The organism is Pseudomonas sp. BLCC-B112 (genome assembly GCF_028550695.1).
In the GTDB taxonomy this organism is placed as follows: domain Bacteria; phylum Pseudomonadota; class Gammaproteobacteria; order Pseudomonadales; family Pseudomonadaceae; genus Aquipseudomonas; species Aquipseudomonas danubii.
Genome location: NZ_JAQQGK010000002.1, coordinates 586674 through 602135, shown reverse-complemented (window position 1 = coordinate 602135; position 15462 = coordinate 586674). Strand labels below are relative to the sequence as shown.

The window sequence follows — 15462 nt, the reverse complement described above, 5'->3', positions numbered from 1 at the left end:
CCGATGAGTCGATACACTGCACAAGACAGGAGATACCCCATGCGATTCGTACTCATTGCTATCTTGGCCGTCAGTGTTGTCGGCTGCACCCGCTGGTCCATGAACCATCATTTGAATAACGCCTACCGCGCTTATGACCGCGGCAACTGCGAGAGCGTGATGCTCGAGTTGAGCCAGGTCGACCGCAACAGTCGTGCGCGGCCTTACATCCAGCCGGAAGTGTCGATGCTGCGCGGGCAATGCCTGGAGCGGCAGAAGTTGTTCGTCGATGCGGCGCAGACTTATCAGTTCATCATTACCCAGTACCCCAGCAGCGAATACGCCTACCGTGCTCGTGCCCGCCTGGACACCTTGCAGCAACTGGGGCATTACCCGGCAAACGGTGCAGCACAAGTTCGCCGTACAGCGTTGTAAGCGATACCGGTCAGGGGCAGTGTAATTGCCCCTCGCGCTTGAGCTAACATTTGTACAGGTTGTTCGAACACTGCACGGTTCCTGCCTGGCGCAGTGGCGTTGAAATCCTTGTGAAGATTTTCCTCGCACCTCGAATCCGGGAGAACGAGCCGCTACTCAAGGCCCGTTCCGAAGCACTAGTGCGGTCATGCTTAATGACCTTTCATAGCGATACCCAGCATGTTCACGGAACCTCGGATCGAGCGGCATCAACTGCCGTCCTACTTGAAAGTCTTCAACCGGTTTACCGACAAGCCTGTCGGTTACCTGGGCAATATTTCCGCTGACGGGCTGATGTTGATCAGCCAGTTGCCGATGCTGATCGGTGCCGAGTTCGAGTTGCGGGTGAAAGTCCCCGGCAGTGATGGACAGACGCAGTTCATCGATTTCAGCGCCTGTTGCCTGTGGTGCCATGAGGACCTGACCCCTCACCAGTACGACAGCGGTTTCAGCCTGCTGCGGGCGACCGCCGAATTCGCTGAACTGGAGCAGGCCTTGCGGCACTACTTCAGCTTCCATCCGTTGCAGACATCGGCCTGAATGTCGCGGCAGCCACTACAGGCTGCCGGCTTTCTTCCAGCTCAGATACCGGCTGACCAGCTCCGCCCCCAGCTCGCCTGGACGGGCGTCGAGCAGGGCGATGCCGTGGGCGCTCAGGCGTTCATGCAGTTCGGCCCGGCTATTGAGGTAGTTCACGGCGGCGCTGTAGATCAGCGCCTCGGGCAAGGTCTGCACTGGGCTTTGGCGCAACTGATCGAGCACTTCTTCGCGCAGGCTGGCCACCAGTACCCGGTGCTGGCGGCTGATGCGTTTGACTGCAGTCAGCAACTCCTGGTCGTCTTCATCCCGCAGGTTGGTGACCAGTACCACCAGCGCCCGACGCTTCTGCCGCGCCAGCAATTCACTGGCTGCAGCCTGGTAGTCGGCTGGACGCTGGCTGGTGTCCAGGTCGTAGACGCCGTTGAGCAGCACACTCAGTTGGGCCGAGCCCTTGACTGGCGCAAGGTAGCGCGAGCGTTCTCCGGCAAAACTGTAGAGGCCTACTGCATCCCCCTGGCGCAGCGCGACATAGCTGAGCAGCAGGCAAGCGTTGAGGGCATGGTCGAAGTGCGCCAGCTCGCCGTCCTGGCTGCGCATGCGGCGTCCGCAGTCGAGCATGAAGATGATCTGCTGGTCGCGTTCGTCCTGATACTCCCGGGCGATGGGCGTGCGCTGGCGGGCGGTGGCTTTCCAGTCGATCTGTCGCAGGCTGTCGCCTTCGCGAAACTCCCGCAGTTGATTGAACTCCAGGCCCAGCCCGCGGCGTTGCAACTGGCGCACCCCGAGTTGGCTGAGCCAGTTGTCCACTGCCAGCAACTGCGCGCCATAGAGGCGGGCGAAGTCCGGGTAGACCCGCGAGCTGTCGTGGGCTTTCAATCGTCGTCTGGCGCTCCACAGGCCCAAGGGGCTGGGCAGGCTGACTTCACACTGGTGGAAGTTGAAATGCCCTCGTTGCAGCGGTCGCACGCTATACCCCACTCGGCTGACCTGGCCCGGCTCCAGGCTCACCGATTGTGGCAGGTGCTCAAAGCTCAAGCCCTGGGGCGGATGGTCGAACAGTTGCACCTCAAGCGCTTGCCGATAAGGGTGGCGGATCTCCAGTTGCACTTCGCTCCAGCGTCCCAGGGGCAGGCTGCCGGGCAACTGACGCTGTATTTCGGGCGACGCCAGGCGCGACAAGCGCAGGGCATCCAGCAGCGCCAGCAGCAACAGCGCCAGCAATAGGCCCCAGGCGATCGAGTCCAGGCGCGGCACCGCCTCGATACCCAGGGCACGCACCGTTCCCAGAAGGATGTACAGGCCGGTCAGGGTGCCCAGCCAGATCAGCAACAGACGAGTCGGCTTCATCAGTGTGGGCGGCTCACAGGCGCGGTGCCGGAATCTGCTCAAGCATCTGCTTGAGCACCTGTTCCACCGACAGCCCTTCGATATCCAGCTCCGGAGCGACCCGTACCCGATGCCGTAGCACGGCCAAGGCGCAGCCCTTGATGTCATCCGGGATCACGAATTCGCCGCCCCGCAGCAGGGCCCGGGCCCGGGCTCCGCGCACCAGGGCAATGGAGGCACGCGGGCCAGCGCCCAGTGTCAGTCCCAGCCAACTGCGGGTGGCCCGGGCCAGGCGCACGGCATAGTCGAGCACCTGTTCGTCCAAGGGAAGTTCACTGGCGATGCGCTGCAGGGCCAGCACGTCCTTGGCCTGGAGCACGGTACGCAGGGGCTGGACATCAAGCATGTCGGCGCGGGTCGAGCGAGCCACCTGGCGAACCATGTTCAGCTCCTCCTCGGCGTCCGGGTAGTCCATCCGCAACTTGAGCATGAAACGGTCCAGTTCGGCTTCCGGCAGCGGGTAGGTGCCTTCCTGCTCGATGGGGTTCTGGGTCGCCAGGACCATGAATGGCTGGGCGATGGGCAGGGCCCGGCCTTCCAGGGTCACTTGGCGTTCCTGCATGGCTTCCAGCAGCGCGGCCTGGGTCTTGGCCGGGGCGCGGTTGATTTCGTCCGCCAACAGCAGATTGGTGAACAGCGGACCCTTGCGCAGTTTGAACTGCTCGGTCTGCAGGTCGTACACCGCGTGGCCGGTGACATCGCTGGGCATCAGGTCCGGGGTGAACTGGATGCGTGCAAACTCTCCGCCAAAGCAGCGTGCCAGGGCCCGTACCAACAGTGTTTTGCCCAGACCTGGGACGCCTTCGAGCAACACGTGGCCACCGGCGATCAGCGCCGTCAGTACATCATCGATCACGGCCTCCTGGCCGATCACCACCTTCTGCAGTTCCTGGCGCACCGCCTGCGCCAGCTGGCTGGCCCGTTGCCGCTGCTGGGCCGCATGGACCTGGGGCTGAGGCGCCTCGGAGGAGTCAAGGGATTCGACGGGTTGTTCGCTCATAGGGCATTCCTGAGAGTTTGCAGGTGGGCGACCTGGTGGCTGAAATCAGCACCGGAAAGGCGCTGCCCGGACACCGGTTGCAGGGCTTGGCGCACAGCATCGACAGGCTGCTGGCTGAGCAGGGCGAGGACGTCCCACTGGGCTTCGGGTTCCAGTTGTTCGAAACCCGGATGGCGACGTCGTGCCCGGCGCCGGATATCCAGTTGCAGGGCCTGCAGCAGTGGGCCCTGGCCGCCATGGCGCAGGATGAAATCGGCACTGGCGCGCAGGTGTTCACGCAGTTGACGCCGGGCCTTGGGGGCCGGCGCCAGCAAAGGCCCCTGGCGGCTACCGGCCTGCCACAGCCAAAGGCCGATCAACAGCGCCAGGGCGACCAACGCCTGGGGAAAATAGCGCCAGAGCAATTGCCACAGGCTCGGGTGGTCGGTGTTGAACAGCAGGGTCACGGCCGTATCGGTATTGAGGTACCACAGCAGCCAGGCGTTGTCGTACAGGCCGATGGCCGGGGTTTTCCAGATGTCGGCGTCGGTCAGCACGGTGACCGAGCCCTGGCCGTAGTCGAGCTGGATCATGTGGGTGGCCACGCCGCTGTTGGCCCAGGACTGGGCCAGGCTGTCAGGGTCGTCCAGGTGGAAGGCGGTGTCGAAGCCGATGTAGGCCGGGGCCTGTTCGTCTTCCAGATAGACTTTGGTCAGCTTTGGAAAGGCGTCGTTGGCTTCCTGTTCCGGCGGCTCCTCGAGGTCTTCACTGAGCTGTTGATGGATCTGCACCCGATCCAGCAGCAAGTCACCGCTTTGCTGGGTGTCATCGTCCCACAGGGCTTCGGCGACAAAAATCAGCCGGCCACCGGCACGGGCCCAATCCAGCACCTGGTCGGCCTGGCGCGGGCTCATGTTCGAGCGCTCCCCCAGCAACAGCAGGCTGTTGCCGGCGGGCTTCAAGGTGGCCAGTACTTCCAGGCCGTTGGCGTGATCGACCTTGAGGCCGCGTTCGCGCATAAACATCTCGGCGGCCAGGTAGGGATTGGCGCGGGCTTCGGGCGACGGGCCGTGATCGACGAGTTCCTGATAGGGCGTGGCGTGGCGGTACAGGTAGTAGCCGGTGGCTCCCAGTACCAGGATCAGCAACAGGGCCAGGCTGCCCCATAGATAGCGCTTCATGCTGGCGCTCCTGGGCCGAACAGACTGCGCCAGGCGTCGCACAGTTGCGGCTGCAGATCGGCGCCGGGAACCCGGTGCCCGTAGGCCATGTTCTGCCAATGCTCCGTCAGTTCACGGCTGAAGGCTTCCAGGGGCGGTTGTTGCAAGGTCTTGATCCGCTCCAGTACCTGGCCTTCGGTATCGGCCACGCTCAGGGGCAGATGAAAGTCTTCCAGCAGGCGACTGAGCAGTGCCCTGTAAAGCAGGCCCAGGGCCTCCCGGGGCTGGCTGGACCAGAGTTCCTCGGCGCGTGCGGCCACATCGGCAGGCAGGGTTTCGCTGCTGACGTCCAGACCGAACAGTTGCTGGGGGATCGCGGCGGGGCGTTTTTTGCGCGGTAGCGGACGGCGGCTGACAAAGGCTCGCAGCCAATCGCGGTAGCGCCAGATCAGCCAGCCCAGGGCCCCTAGCAGCAAGGCCCAGAGGAGGATTTCCAGGCCCTTGGCGAGGCTGCCGAAACTGTTGTTGTCGAGGTTCTCAAGCAGGCTCTTGAGCCAGCCCGGCGGCTTGTCCTTGGCGTCTTTCTTCTTTGCCTGCTCTTCGCCGAAGCGGTAGCGGGTGACCGACTCCTGGTTCTTGAACGGCGGCTTTTCCAGGATGCCCTGGATGCTGTCCTTCGAGGCTTTGCTGGTCAGCGGTTGCTGCAGCAGTCGTGGCGCTTCGGGGCCAGCCACGGAACTGCTGGGAGTGGCTGCCCAGATCGATGCGCCCGGCATCGCCAGCATCAGGCCGGTCACCAGCAGCAGCGCCGTGACGCCCGCCAGACGCTGGCGCAGGCGGCGGAAAACCAGTTCGATGTCCCAGGCCTCTAGCTCGGTGCGGCGGTTGAGGTACAGGCTGAAGCCACAGGCCACGTAGATGGGCTCCCAGATCACCAGGACCAGAGCGTAGAAGGCGTTGGTCAGGTGTTCCAGCCAGAACCAGTCCTGCTGGGCGGCGATGACCAGGCTCTGCCAGCTCCAGTCCAGTTCGATCTGTTGCGGCAGCAGCAGGTAGAACAGCACCATCAACCCGATCCACAAGGCGCCTTCCAGGTGCATGCCGATCAGGGTCAACCAGCGTGCGGCCCCGGCATTGCGCTGCAGCAGGACCGCCAGGCGTTGTTGCCGGGCATCGCCACTCAGGCCTTCAAGTTGCACCACCGGCATGACAAAGCTGCGGCTCATGCTGAAGCGGCGCCAGGTCAGGCTGGCCAGCAATTGTGGCTTGAGCAGGCGTGGCCACTGCCTCAGCGCCTCTGCCAGGCTTGGGGTTTCACCGAACAGGGCTTTGGAGAGGATGAACAGTGGCAGGCGTTCGAAGGCCGGTTTCAGCCACCAGAACAACAGCACTGCCAAGGATGGGGATTGCCACAGCAGCAGGCTCAGCAGGGCAAACACCGGCAGGCTGACGATGGCCCAGCTGGTCATCAGCAGGCGCCGGTGACGCTGGCTCAGCAGTATCCCCAGGTCCATGGCTTCCCAGGGGTTGCGTGGGCGGATCGTCACGCTGGCGTCACTCAGGCGCATGGGATTCACGTCCGGCCAGGGTCAGGTACGCCACCACCAGGCTCCACAGGGCGGCGCCGACGCTGTATTTGATCCAGGGCGCGGGCCAGGTCATGGAGGACCAGTAGGCTTCGATAAAGGCCGCGATCAGCAGGAATACGATAACCCCGTAGACCAATTGCACGCTTATCCGCGCAGCCTGCAACAGGGCTTCGCCGCGGCTCAGGCGACCGGGGGCGATCAGTGCCCAGCCCAGTTTCAACCCGGCCGCACCGGACAGGGCAATGGCGCTCAGCTCGAAGGCGCCATGGCCGATGACGAAGGGCCAGAAGGTCTGGCCGAAGCCGATCTGGGTCAGGTGGCCGGCGATGGCGCCGATCATCAGGCCGTTGAAAAACAGGAAGAACACGCTACCCAGGCCAAACAGCAGGCCGCTGGCGAAGGTCTGAAAGGCGATGCCGATGTTGTGCATGATGTAGTAGCCGAACATCACCCAGTCCTGGCTTGAGGCGCGTTCGGCGACCCGTCCCAGGCGTCCGTCGGTGGGCTCGTACATGCTCTGCATTTCCGACACCTGCTCCGGGCTCACCAGGCTATAGACCAGTTCGGGGTAGAGGTACACCAACAGGCCGATACCCAGCAGGCTGCCGAAGAACAGCAGGCTGGCGATCAGTACCAGGCGCCACTCCTGGCGCACTAGACGCGGAAAACCGGCCAGTATGAAGCCCAGGACGTTGGCGCTGATGGCGGTGCGTTGCCGGTACAACTGCTGATGGCCGCGCAATGCCAACTGCTGCAATGGATCGATCAGGTAACTGCTGTAACCGCGCTCCTGGGCCAGGGCCAGGTGCTGGCACAGGCGGCGGTAGTCCTGGACGAAGTTCTGGCAGTCCTCGGCTTTGACCCGGCGTCGCTCCAACTGGTCCAGCAGATGCTCGAACTGTTGCCATTGCGCCTGATGACGGTTCTCAAAAAGGCTTTGTTTCATGTCGTTCCCAGAAAACCGCGGGCGATGCCGTTGAGTTCGGCAGTGGCCTGGGCGGTGGGTACATGCAGCGGTTGTGCGAGGATCGCCGCCAGTTCCCGGGTGCGCTCGGCCGACAGTTGATTCTGACGTTCGGCAAACCCGAGAATCGCCCGTTGTTCGTTCAGGCTCAGGGCAAAAGGCGCGGAGCGGGGGACGGCGGGTGGCAGTTCCGGGCGCTTGACCGACTGCTCGCGATAGATCACCAGGGTGCCGGCGGCCAGGTCGCCCAGGCGCTTGAAGGTCGGATGCTGCAGGCAACTGATCGCGCCAAGGAAGTAGCCGAACGGCAACATGTCGGCAAAGCGCAGCAGGTTGCGGGTCAGGGAGGCGCTCCAGCCAATGGGGGTGCCATCGTCCTGAACCACTCGCAGTCCCATTATTTGCTTGCCGGGAGAGCGGCCCTGGTTCAGCACCTCGAACAGCACCATGTACCACCAGCTGATCAGAAATAGCAGGATCGAACCGAGACCGATGCCGATCTCGCCGAAAAAGCCCAGCACAATGAACAGCAGGCCCAACACCAGCCCGCGGATGCCCAGATCGAGGGCAAACGCCAGGGTACGCACCAGCAATCCCGCCGGTCGCAGCGGCAGATCGATGCCCTCGGGGGTTTCGACCTGATACCGCGTATCCAGTGGCGGGTGCAGCGATGCGTTCCTTGGCGTTGCTGTCGTCTCAAGCATGGGCAACTTTGGGGCTTGGCCTGGTAGAGAAAAATCCAGCGCAGATGCTAGCAGTGTCCGAGGGGCAAACGACATCATTAACTGCTAATTCAACGTGGCGCTCTGCGTGCCGCCGGTTCGCGCGGCTGGCCCTGGGGATGCTTGAGCGCCTAGACTGCGGCGGTCTTTCAGTTCAGGAACAGGCCGTGACTTCCCTCTTTTGGTACGACTACGAAACCACCGGCATCAATCCTCGCAGCGATCGCCCGTTACAAGTGGCCGGTATTCGCACCGATCTGGCGCTCAATGAGATCGACGAGCCGGTCAACCTCTACTGCCAGCCCAGCGACGATATCCTGCCGCACCCGGTGGCCTGCATGATCACTGGCATCACCCCGAGCCGTCTGGCGGCGCAGGGTTTGAGCGAGGCGGATTTCATGACCCGGGTGCACGGGCAACTGGCGCGCCCTGGGACTTGCGGCGTTGGCTACAACACCTTGCGTTTCGACGATGAAGTGACCCGCTACAGCCTGTACCGCAATTTCTTCGATCCCTATGCCCGTGAATGGCAGGGTGGCAACAGCCGCTGGGACCTGATCGATGTGGTGCGTACGGCCTACGCTCTGCGTCCCGAGGGGATCGTCTGGCCGCAGGAGCAGGGGCAGGTGACCCTCAAGCTGGAGCGCCTGACCGCTGCCAATGGTATCGACCACGGCCAGGCCCACGATGCACTGTCGGATGTCCGCGCCACCATTGCCTTGGCGCGTCTGATTCGCGACAAGCAACCCAAGCTCTATGACTGGCTGTTTCAACTGCGCAGCAAGCAGCGGGTGATGGACCAGATCCGCCTGCTGCAGCCTTTGGTGCATATTTCCGGGCGTTTCTCTGCGGCCCGGCACTACATCGGGGTAGTGCTGCCCCTGGCCTGGCACCCACGCAACCGCAATGCGCTGATCGTTTGTGATCTGCATCTGGATCCGCAGGGGCTGCTGGATCTGGATGCCGAAACCTTGCGTCAGCGTTTATATACGCGGCGCGAAGATCTTCTGGACGGTGAGCTGCCAGTGCCGTTGAAACTCATCCATATCAATCGCTGCCCGGTAGTGGCGCCCTTGAATGTCTTGCGCGTGGAGGATCAACAACGGCTGCACTTGGACATGGAGCAGTACCAGCGCCGTGGCTTGCTTTTGACTGAAGCCCAGGAAGTTTGGCGGGATAAACTTTCGGTGATTTATGGCCCTGACGAGTTCGCGGCCAGCGAGGACCCGGAGCAACAGTTGTACGACGGCTTTATTGGTGATCGCGACCGGCGTTTGTGTGAGCAAGTGCGTGAGGCTGATCCGTTGCATTTGGCTCAGCAACAGTGGCCATTTGATGATGAGCGCTTGCCTGAATTGCTCTTTCGCTACCGTGCCCGCAACTTTCCAGAGACATTGGATAAAACTGAGCAAGAGCGTTGGCGCGGGTTCTGTCAGCAGCGTTTGCTTGACCCGAAACTCGGCGCGCCCAATACCCTGGAAAGTTTTGCTCAGGGACTTGAGCAATCGTTGTTAAGTGCTGATCCGAAGCAGCGCCAGGTGCTGGATGAGTGGCGCGAGCATGTTCGGGCCTTGGCTGGGCGCCTGGCTCTTTGAAGGATGGCCCCGGCTCTGGAACAGGTTGCCGGGGCATAAAAAAACGCCAGCGGGCTGGCGTTTTTCAATCGGACTGCAGGAGCCCGGGCGCTCACTGGCAAGGCTTAGCCCAGCAGGGTTGCCCAGCCTTCAACCACATCGCCGCCCCACTTGGCTTTCCACTCTTTCAGAGTCTTGTGGTTGCCACCTTTGGTTTCGATGACTTCACCGTTGTGCGGGTTTTTGTACTGTTTAACTTTACGAGCACGCTTGGTGCCGGTGGTTTTTACTGCGGCGCGTGGTGCTTTAACTTTCGAGTCCGGATCCAGCAGGGCGATGATGTCGCGCAGGGACTTGGAGTACTCGCCCATCAGGCTGCGCAGTTTGCCTTCGAATTCCAGTTCGGTTTTCAGTTTGTCGTCTTGGGACAGGTTTTTCAAACGTGCTTGCAGTTCTTTAATGGCTTCTTCTGTAGCACGGTATTCGTTGATCAGGGACATGTGGACTACCTTATTGAGCGCTGAGTGGCTGGGTGACAATGTCGCAATAATAGTCAGAGAGTATGTGCAAGTAAACATAATACCGCTGTTTTATTTGTCTCTCTTAGTGTGTTTAGACGTAAAAATCATTTCGGTATTTAATAGGTCGAAGGGTTCAACTGCGCTATTCACAAACTAGTTGTGCGCTATTGGCAAGTGTCGGTATCTGTCGTTGCAGTGGCTGTGGATAAGGCGTTTCAAGCGGCGATTGCCAATCTAATCAAGGCCCGGCGCGCAATGGATACTGCAGTTTTTTCGCGCAGTGGCTAGAATGGCGACCTTTGCGAAGTTCTGGAGTTTCCCCCTCATGCGCACCTTTCGGTTGGTGATTTCTTGCCCTGACCGCGTTGGCATCGTTGCCAAAGTCAGTAACTTTCTGGCCTCCCATAACGGTTGGATCACCGAAGCGAGCCATCACTCGGACAACCTCAGTGGCTGGTTCTTCATGCGCCACGAGATTCGTGCCGATTCCCTGCCTTTTGGCCTGGAGGCTTTTCGCGAGGCATTTGCGCCGATCGCCGAAGAGTTCTCGATGGACTGGCGAATCACTGATACCGCCGAGAAAAAGCGTGTGGTGCTCATGGCCAGTCGCGAGTCCCATTGCCTGGCCGACTTGTTGCACCGCTGGCACAGCGATGAGCTGGACTGTGAGATCGTCTGTGTGATCTCCAACCACGATGACCTGCGCAGCATGGTCGAGTGGCACGGTATTCCTTATTACCACGTACCGGTCAATCCCCAGGACAAGGAGCCGGCTTTCGCCGAGGTCTCGCGTCTGGTCAAACAGCACGACGCCGAAGTGGTGGTGCTGGCGCGCTACATGCAAATCCTGCCGCCGGCGTTGTGCAGCGAATATGCGCACAAGGTGATCAACATCCACCACAGCTTCCTGCCGTCCTTCGTCGGTGCCAAGCCTTACCACCAGGCTTCTCTGCGTGGGGTGAAGCTGATTGGCGCCACCTGCCACTACGTCACCGAAGAGCTGGACGCCGGTCCGATCATCGAGCAGGACGTGGTACGGGTCAGCCACAGCGACAGCATCGAGGACATGGTGCGTTTTGGTCGTGATGTGGAGAAGATGGTCCTGGCCCGCGGCCTGCGCTACCACCTGGAAGACCGGGTGCTGGTGCACGGCAACAAGACCGTGGTGTTCTGATTGAAAAAAAACCAGGAGCGGGGGTTCAATATCCCGCTCCTGGTTCTGTAAATCACGAGGTCAGCCCGATGACCGATCCACTGGATAAAGCCACTTCCCAGGCCCCCGCGACCCTCGGCGAGGGGTGCTTGAGCCGCTATGACCCCGATGAACTTGATGCCGATGACGGCACCGAGTTTCCGGGGGCTGCTCAACTGTGGGAGCAGCTGCAGAAGGAACCACCGCCGGAGCCGCAGTGAGTGGTTTGCCGGTCATTGTTGGCAATCGGCTCCTCCTGTAGAAGCCGGCTTGCCGACTAAAGGGCCCTGAGGCCCTCCCTTCAAATTCTGAAACTGCCCACCAGATGCTTCAAGCGCGCTGCTTGCTGTTCCAGATCGGAGCAGGCCCGCAGTGTCGCCTGGAGGTTTTCCACGCCTTCCTGGTTCAGCGTATTGATTTCGGTGATGTCCATGTTGATGGACTCCACCACCGAAGTCTGTTCCTCGGTGGCGGTGGCCACCGACTGGTTCATGCCGTCGATTTCACCAATGCGCTGGGTCACGCTGTTCAGGCGTTCTCCTGCCTGGTTGGCGATCTCCACGCTGTCCTGGCTGTGACGCTGGCTGTTGCTCATGGTGCTCACCGACTCGCGGGCGCCCACTTGCAGTTCCTCGATCATGGTCTGTACCTGCTGCGCCGACTCTTGGGTGCGGTGCGCCAGGTTGCGCACTTCGTCGGCAACCACGGCAAATCCGCGGCCGGCTTCACCTGCACGGGCGGCTTCAATGGCGGCGTTGAGTGCCAGCAAGTTGGTCTGTTGGGAAATGCTGGTGATGACTTCGAGAATCTGCCCGATGTTCACGGTCTTGCTGTTCAGGGTCTCGATGTTGCTGCTGGAGGCGCTGATCATGTCCGACAGCTGGTTCATCGCCTGGATGCTGCGATCCACCACCTGCTGGCCGTCTTCAGCCAGGTTACGGGCGTCGCTGGCCTGCTGCGAGGCCTGGGCGGCATTACGGGCGATTTCCTGGGCCGCGGCCCCCAGTTGATTGATGGCCGCGGCGACACTGTTGGTGCGACTGGCCTGCTCATCGGAGTTGAGCATCGATGAGTTGGAGGCGCTGACCACCCGCAGGGCGACTTCGTTGACATGCTCGGTGGCCGAGGAAACTTCGCGGATCGAACCGTGGATACGTTCGACAAAACGGTTGAAGGCGGTACCGAGGATGCCGAATTCGTCCTGGTTGTGGATGTTCAGGCGGCGGGTCAGGTCGCCTTCGCCATCGGCAATGTCTTGCATGGCGCGGGTCATCACATGCAGGGGCTGCATGAGCAGGCGAATCAGCAGGCCCAGCAGGGCGATGGTCAGGGCCACGGCGGTCAGGGTGGCGATAAGGGCCGAGGTACGGAATTCGCTGAGCATGGCGAAGGCCTTGTCCTTGTCCACCGACAGGCCGATGTACCAGTTCACCGAAGACAGGCCCTTGATCGGGGTGAAGGTGACGATGCGGGTTTTGCCGTCGACGCTGACCTCACTGAGCTCGCTGCTGATGCGCGGGGTGTCCTGGGGATAGACGTCCTTGAGATTCTTCATCACCAGGTTCTTGTCCGGGTGCACCAGGATCTTGCCGTCGGCGCTGATCAGGAAGGCGTAGCCCATGCCGTCGAAGTCCAGGGCATTGATGCTGTCGGCAATCACCTGCAGGCTGAGGTCGCCGCCCACTACACCAACACGCTGGCCGGCCTTGATCACGCTGTCGACAATGGAAATCACCAGTTGGCCGGAGGCCAGGTCGATGTAGGGTTCGGTCAGGGCCGAGCCATTGGTGCTCTCCGCACTCTTGTACCAAGGACGTGCGCGAGGGTCGTAGCCGTCGGGCATCTTGCTGTTCGGGCGGATGATGAAGGTGCCATCCTTATTACCCAGGTAAGCCCCCATGAAGGTTGAGCTCACGGACTTCTGTTCCAGCAGATTGCTGACATTGGTCGGGTCGGGGTTCAGCGCTACCGATTGCGAGATGTTCTCGATCAGCAAGGCGCGACCGGCGAGCCAGGTCTGAATATTTTTTGCCGTAACGTCGCCCATTTCCTGAAGATAGTTGTCCAGATCATCACGAATGGCGTTGCGTTGCAGGTAATCGTTGTAGAGCGTGAATAGCGCAAATGCAGCTATGACGATCAGCGAGGCGGCAAGCAGGATCTTGTGGCTGAAGCGCAGATTTTTGTTCATGGCTTGGTGTGTCCGCTAAGGTCTTTGAGTCCAGGGCATCGGGTTGGAAAAGCGCGCAGAATGGGCGGTGTTATAAGTAAGCTGATATCTCCATCTATCCCAAAGGAATTACCTGACCTTTATTTCAGATACTTCTGATCCATCATTTCTTCATATCGACCGTGTAAGGCCAAAGCTTAACCAGGGGTGACAAAATGCCTGATTTATCGCAACTCGTTATCGGTGCCGACCTTGGTGGTCAGCCGATCGCTCAGGCCATGCGCCTGGCCAACCGCCATGGTCTGGTGGCGGGCGCCACCGGCACTGGCAAGACCGTGACCTTGCAACGCCTGGCCGAGGCCTTCAGTGACGCCGGGGTGGCGGTGTTCGCCGCGGATATCAAAGGCGATCTGTGCGGGCTGGGGGCGGCGGGCAATCCACAGGGCAAGATTGCCGAACGGATCGCCGGCATGTCGTGGCTTGAACATAAGCCTCAGGCGTATCCGGTAACGCTGTGGGATATCCAGGGCCAGTCCGGTCATCCCTTGCGCACCACCTTGAGCGAAATGGGCCCATTGTTGCTGGGCAGCCTGCTTGAACTCACCGACAGCCAGCAGTCTGCGCTGTATGCCGCGTTCAAGGTGGCGGACCGTGAAGGGCTTTTGTTGCTGGATTTGAAGGATCTAAAGGCGCTGCTCAATCACCTCAAGGACAACCCTCAACTGCTGGGAGATGACGCGGCGCTGATGACCACAGGTTCCAGTCAGGCGCTGTTGCGGCGCCTGGCGACCCTGGAGCAACAAGGGGCGGAAGCTCTGTTCGGTGAGCCAGCGTTGCAACTGGAAGATATTCTGCAACCGGCAGCCGATGGTCGTGGGCGGATTCATCTGCTCGATGCCAGCCGTCTGGTGCACGAGGCACCGAAAGTCTATGCGACCTTCCTTTTATGGCTGCTGGCTGAATTGTTCGAGCAACTGCCGGAACGCGGTGATGCGGACAAGCCTGTGCTGGCCCTGTTTTTCGACGAGGCCCACTTGCTGTTTGCGGGCACTCCCAAGGCTTTGCAGGATCGACTGGAGCAGGTGGTACGGCTGATTCGTTCCAAGGGGGTGGGGGTGTATTTCGTGACCCAATCGCCAGGGGATTTGCCGGACGATGTGCTGGCTCAACTGGGCCTGCGTATTCAGCATGGCTTGCGGGCGTTCACCGCCAAGGAGCAGAAGTCGTTGCGGGCTGTGGCCGATGGTTTCCGTCCAAACCCGGACTTTGATGCGCTGGCGGTGCTCACTGAGCTGGGTATCGGCGAGGCGCTGGTGGGTACTCTGCAAGACAAGGGCACGCCGGAGATGGTCCAGCGCGTGTTGGTGGCGCCTCCGCAATCGCGAGTCGGACCTTTGACCGAGGCTGAGCGCAAGGCCCTGATCGCCAGTTCGCCGTTACAGGGGCGTTATGACAAGCCTATCGATCGTGAGTCTGCCTATGAGGTGTTGATGGGGCGCAAGGACCTGGCGCCTGAAGCGCAGGCGACGCCCGACAAGCCCGGCGCTGAAGAACCGAGCCTGGCTGATCGGGCGGGTGAGTTCCTCGGCACGGCGGCCGGGCAGGCGTTGAAGTCAGCCATGCGTCAGGCGGCCAATCAGTTGGGCCGGCAATTGGTCAGGGGGCTGATGGGGTCGTTGCTGGGTGGCAGCAAGCGGCGCTGAAGCCTGGCGTCTGGGTCAGCCCCGTGGTTTGGCGTGGCTGGCCAGGCGCTCCAGGGCGGCACGCAGATTGGGATCGGTGATGCCTTCGGCTGTGGCCTGGATGGTTTCGGCGGCGTTGTTCGACAGATCCATGGTGTGCCCCACTGCGCCCTGTTGGACCGTGGGTGGCTGGACCTTGAACAGGATGCGCGTGAGGTTGCCGAACTCGTTGAACTCCTGCAATTGGCGCTGCAGGCGTTTTTGCTGATAGCGCAGGCGCGTAGCCCAGTGGCCATCGGTGACGATCAGCAGCAAGCTGCCTTCTCGCCAGGAGGCGACGTGGCAATGTTCGCGAGCAGCCGGTTGCAACTGGCTCTCCAGCAGGCGCTGCAGATGCGCCAGGCGCTGGGCGTGGCCGAGTATGGCTTTGAGTGGCTTGGCTTCGCGAAGAAGAACGGCAGGCGCGCGTGCCGTAAGGGGGCGAAATGCCATGATCAGAAACCTGAAGTTACAGAGGCACCATGGTAGCA

At 61.3% G+C, this 15462-nt stretch carries 15 protein-coding genes and 1 pseudogene; 6 read left to right on the top strand and 10 right to left on the bottom strand.

The window, feature by feature from the left end; translation table 11 throughout:
- Positions 1-39: 39 nt before the first annotated feature.
- A complete protein-coding gene (locus tag PQT43_RS08385; protein WP_102860530.1) occupies positions 40-414 on the top strand; it encodes a hypothetical protein in 375 nt (124 codons plus the stop codon).
- Positions 415-633: 219 nt separating this feature from the next.
- Positions 634-993, top strand: coding sequence for a PilZ domain-containing protein (locus PQT43_RS08380; RefSeq protein ID WP_102860531.1), 360 nt, complete (start codon positions 634-636; stop codon positions 991-993).
- Positions 994-1008: 15 nt separating this feature from the next.
- Here the strand turns inward: PQT43_RS08380 and PQT43_RS08375 are convergent, their stop codons facing one another.
- The 6 genes from PQT43_RS08375 to PQT43_RS08350 are packed head-to-tail and all read right to left on the bottom strand — an operon-like array spanning position 1009 to position 7775.
- Complete coding sequence (locus PQT43_RS08375) at positions 1009-2340, bottom strand: DUF58 domain-containing protein (RefSeq protein ID WP_272753697.1); 1332 nt, start codon at positions 2338-2340, stop codon at positions 1009-1011.
- A gap of 13 nt (positions 2341-2353) precedes the next feature.
- A complete protein-coding gene (locus PQT43_RS08370) occupies positions 2354-3379 on the bottom strand; it encodes an AAA family ATPase (protein ID WP_272753696.1) in 1026 nt (341 codons plus the stop codon).
- Complete coding sequence (locus PQT43_RS08365; RefSeq protein ID WP_213665864.1) at positions 3376-4539, bottom strand: DUF4350 domain-containing protein; 1164 nt, start codon at positions 4537-4539, stop codon at positions 3376-3378. The genes PQT43_RS08370 and PQT43_RS08365 overlap by 4 nt, the downstream gene beginning before the upstream one ends.
- Entirely contained in the window at positions 4536-6086 is a 1551-nt protein-coding gene (locus tag PQT43_RS08360; RefSeq protein ID WP_272753695.1) for a DUF4129 domain-containing protein, read from the bottom strand. The genes PQT43_RS08365 and PQT43_RS08360 overlap by 4 nt, the downstream gene beginning before the upstream one ends.
- Positions 6073-7053: a stage II sporulation protein M gene (locus PQT43_RS08355; RefSeq protein WP_102880701.1), complete on the bottom strand. Its 981-nt coding sequence runs from the start codon at positions 7051-7053 to the stop codon at positions 6073-6075. Before PQT43_RS08355 ends, PQT43_RS08360 begins: the two co-directional genes overlap by 14 nt.
- Positions 7050-7775 carry an RDD family protein gene (locus tag PQT43_RS08350; protein WP_102880700.1) on the bottom strand — a complete coding sequence of 242 codons (726 nt, stop codon included), beginning with the start codon at positions 7773-7775 and terminating at the stop codon, positions 7050-7052. Before PQT43_RS08350 ends, PQT43_RS08355 begins: the two co-directional genes overlap by 4 nt.
- Positions 7776-7960: 185 nt before the next feature.
- Here PQT43_RS08350 and sbcB point away from each other — a divergent pair, with 185 nt between their 5' ends.
- The gene (gene sbcB / locus PQT43_RS08345) at positions 7961-9388 is read left to right on the top strand and encodes an exodeoxyribonuclease I (protein ID WP_110651400.1); all 1428 of its coding nucleotides are present in this window, start codon (positions 7961-7963) and stop codon (positions 9386-9388) included.
- 104 nt (positions 9389-9492) lie between these two features.
- Here sbcB and mvaT read toward each other — a convergent pair whose 3' ends face one another.
- The gene (gene mvaT / locus PQT43_RS08340; RefSeq protein ID WP_102860539.1) at positions 9493-9867 is read right to left on the bottom strand and encodes a histone-like nucleoid-structuring protein MvaT; all 375 of its coding nucleotides are present in this window, start codon (positions 9865-9867) and stop codon (positions 9493-9495) included.
- A 346-nt stretch (positions 9868-10213) separates the two neighbouring features.
- Here mvaT and purU point away from each other — a divergent pair, with 346 nt between their 5' ends.
- Both purU and PQT43_RS08330 read left to right on the top strand, forming a co-directional pair.
- On the top strand, positions 10214-11062 hold the full coding sequence (gene purU / locus PQT43_RS08335; protein WP_102880993.1) for a formyltetrahydrofolate deformylase: 849 nt from the start codon (positions 10214-10216) through the stop codon (positions 11060-11062).
- Positions 11063-11130: 68 nt separating this feature from the next.
- The gene (locus PQT43_RS08330; RefSeq protein ID WP_170001668.1) at positions 11131-11301 is read left to right on the top strand and encodes a hypothetical protein; all 171 of its coding nucleotides are present in this window, start codon (positions 11131-11133) and stop codon (positions 11299-11301) included.
- An 80-nt stretch (positions 11302-11381) separates the two neighbouring features.
- Here the strand turns inward: PQT43_RS08330 and PQT43_RS31385 are convergent, their stop codons facing one another.
- The gene (locus tag PQT43_RS31385; protein ID WP_371826169.1) at positions 11382-12146 is read right to left on the bottom strand and encodes a methyl-accepting chemotaxis protein; all 765 of its coding nucleotides are present in this window, start codon (positions 12144-12146) and stop codon (positions 11382-11384) included.
- Between the two features lie 93 nt (positions 12147-12239).
- Positions 12240-13271, bottom strand: a pseudogene (locus PQT43_RS31380) (HAMP domain-containing protein); the annotation flags it as partial.
- 194 nt (positions 13272-13465) lie between these two features.
- On the opposite strand from PQT43_RS31380, the gene PQT43_RS08320 reads away from it, so the two are divergent.
- Positions 13466-14953, top strand: a complete 1488-nt coding sequence (locus PQT43_RS08320; protein WP_272753694.1) for a helicase HerA-like domain-containing protein — start codon at positions 13466-13468, stop codon at positions 14951-14953.
- Positions 14954-14968: 15 nt separating this feature from the next.
- Here PQT43_RS08320 and PQT43_RS08315 read toward each other — a convergent pair whose 3' ends face one another.
- Positions 14969-15424, bottom strand: a complete 456-nt coding sequence (locus tag PQT43_RS08315; RefSeq protein ID WP_253084629.1) for a DUF721 domain-containing protein — start codon at positions 15422-15424, stop codon at positions 14969-14971.
- Positions 15425-15462 lie beyond the last annotated feature (38 nt).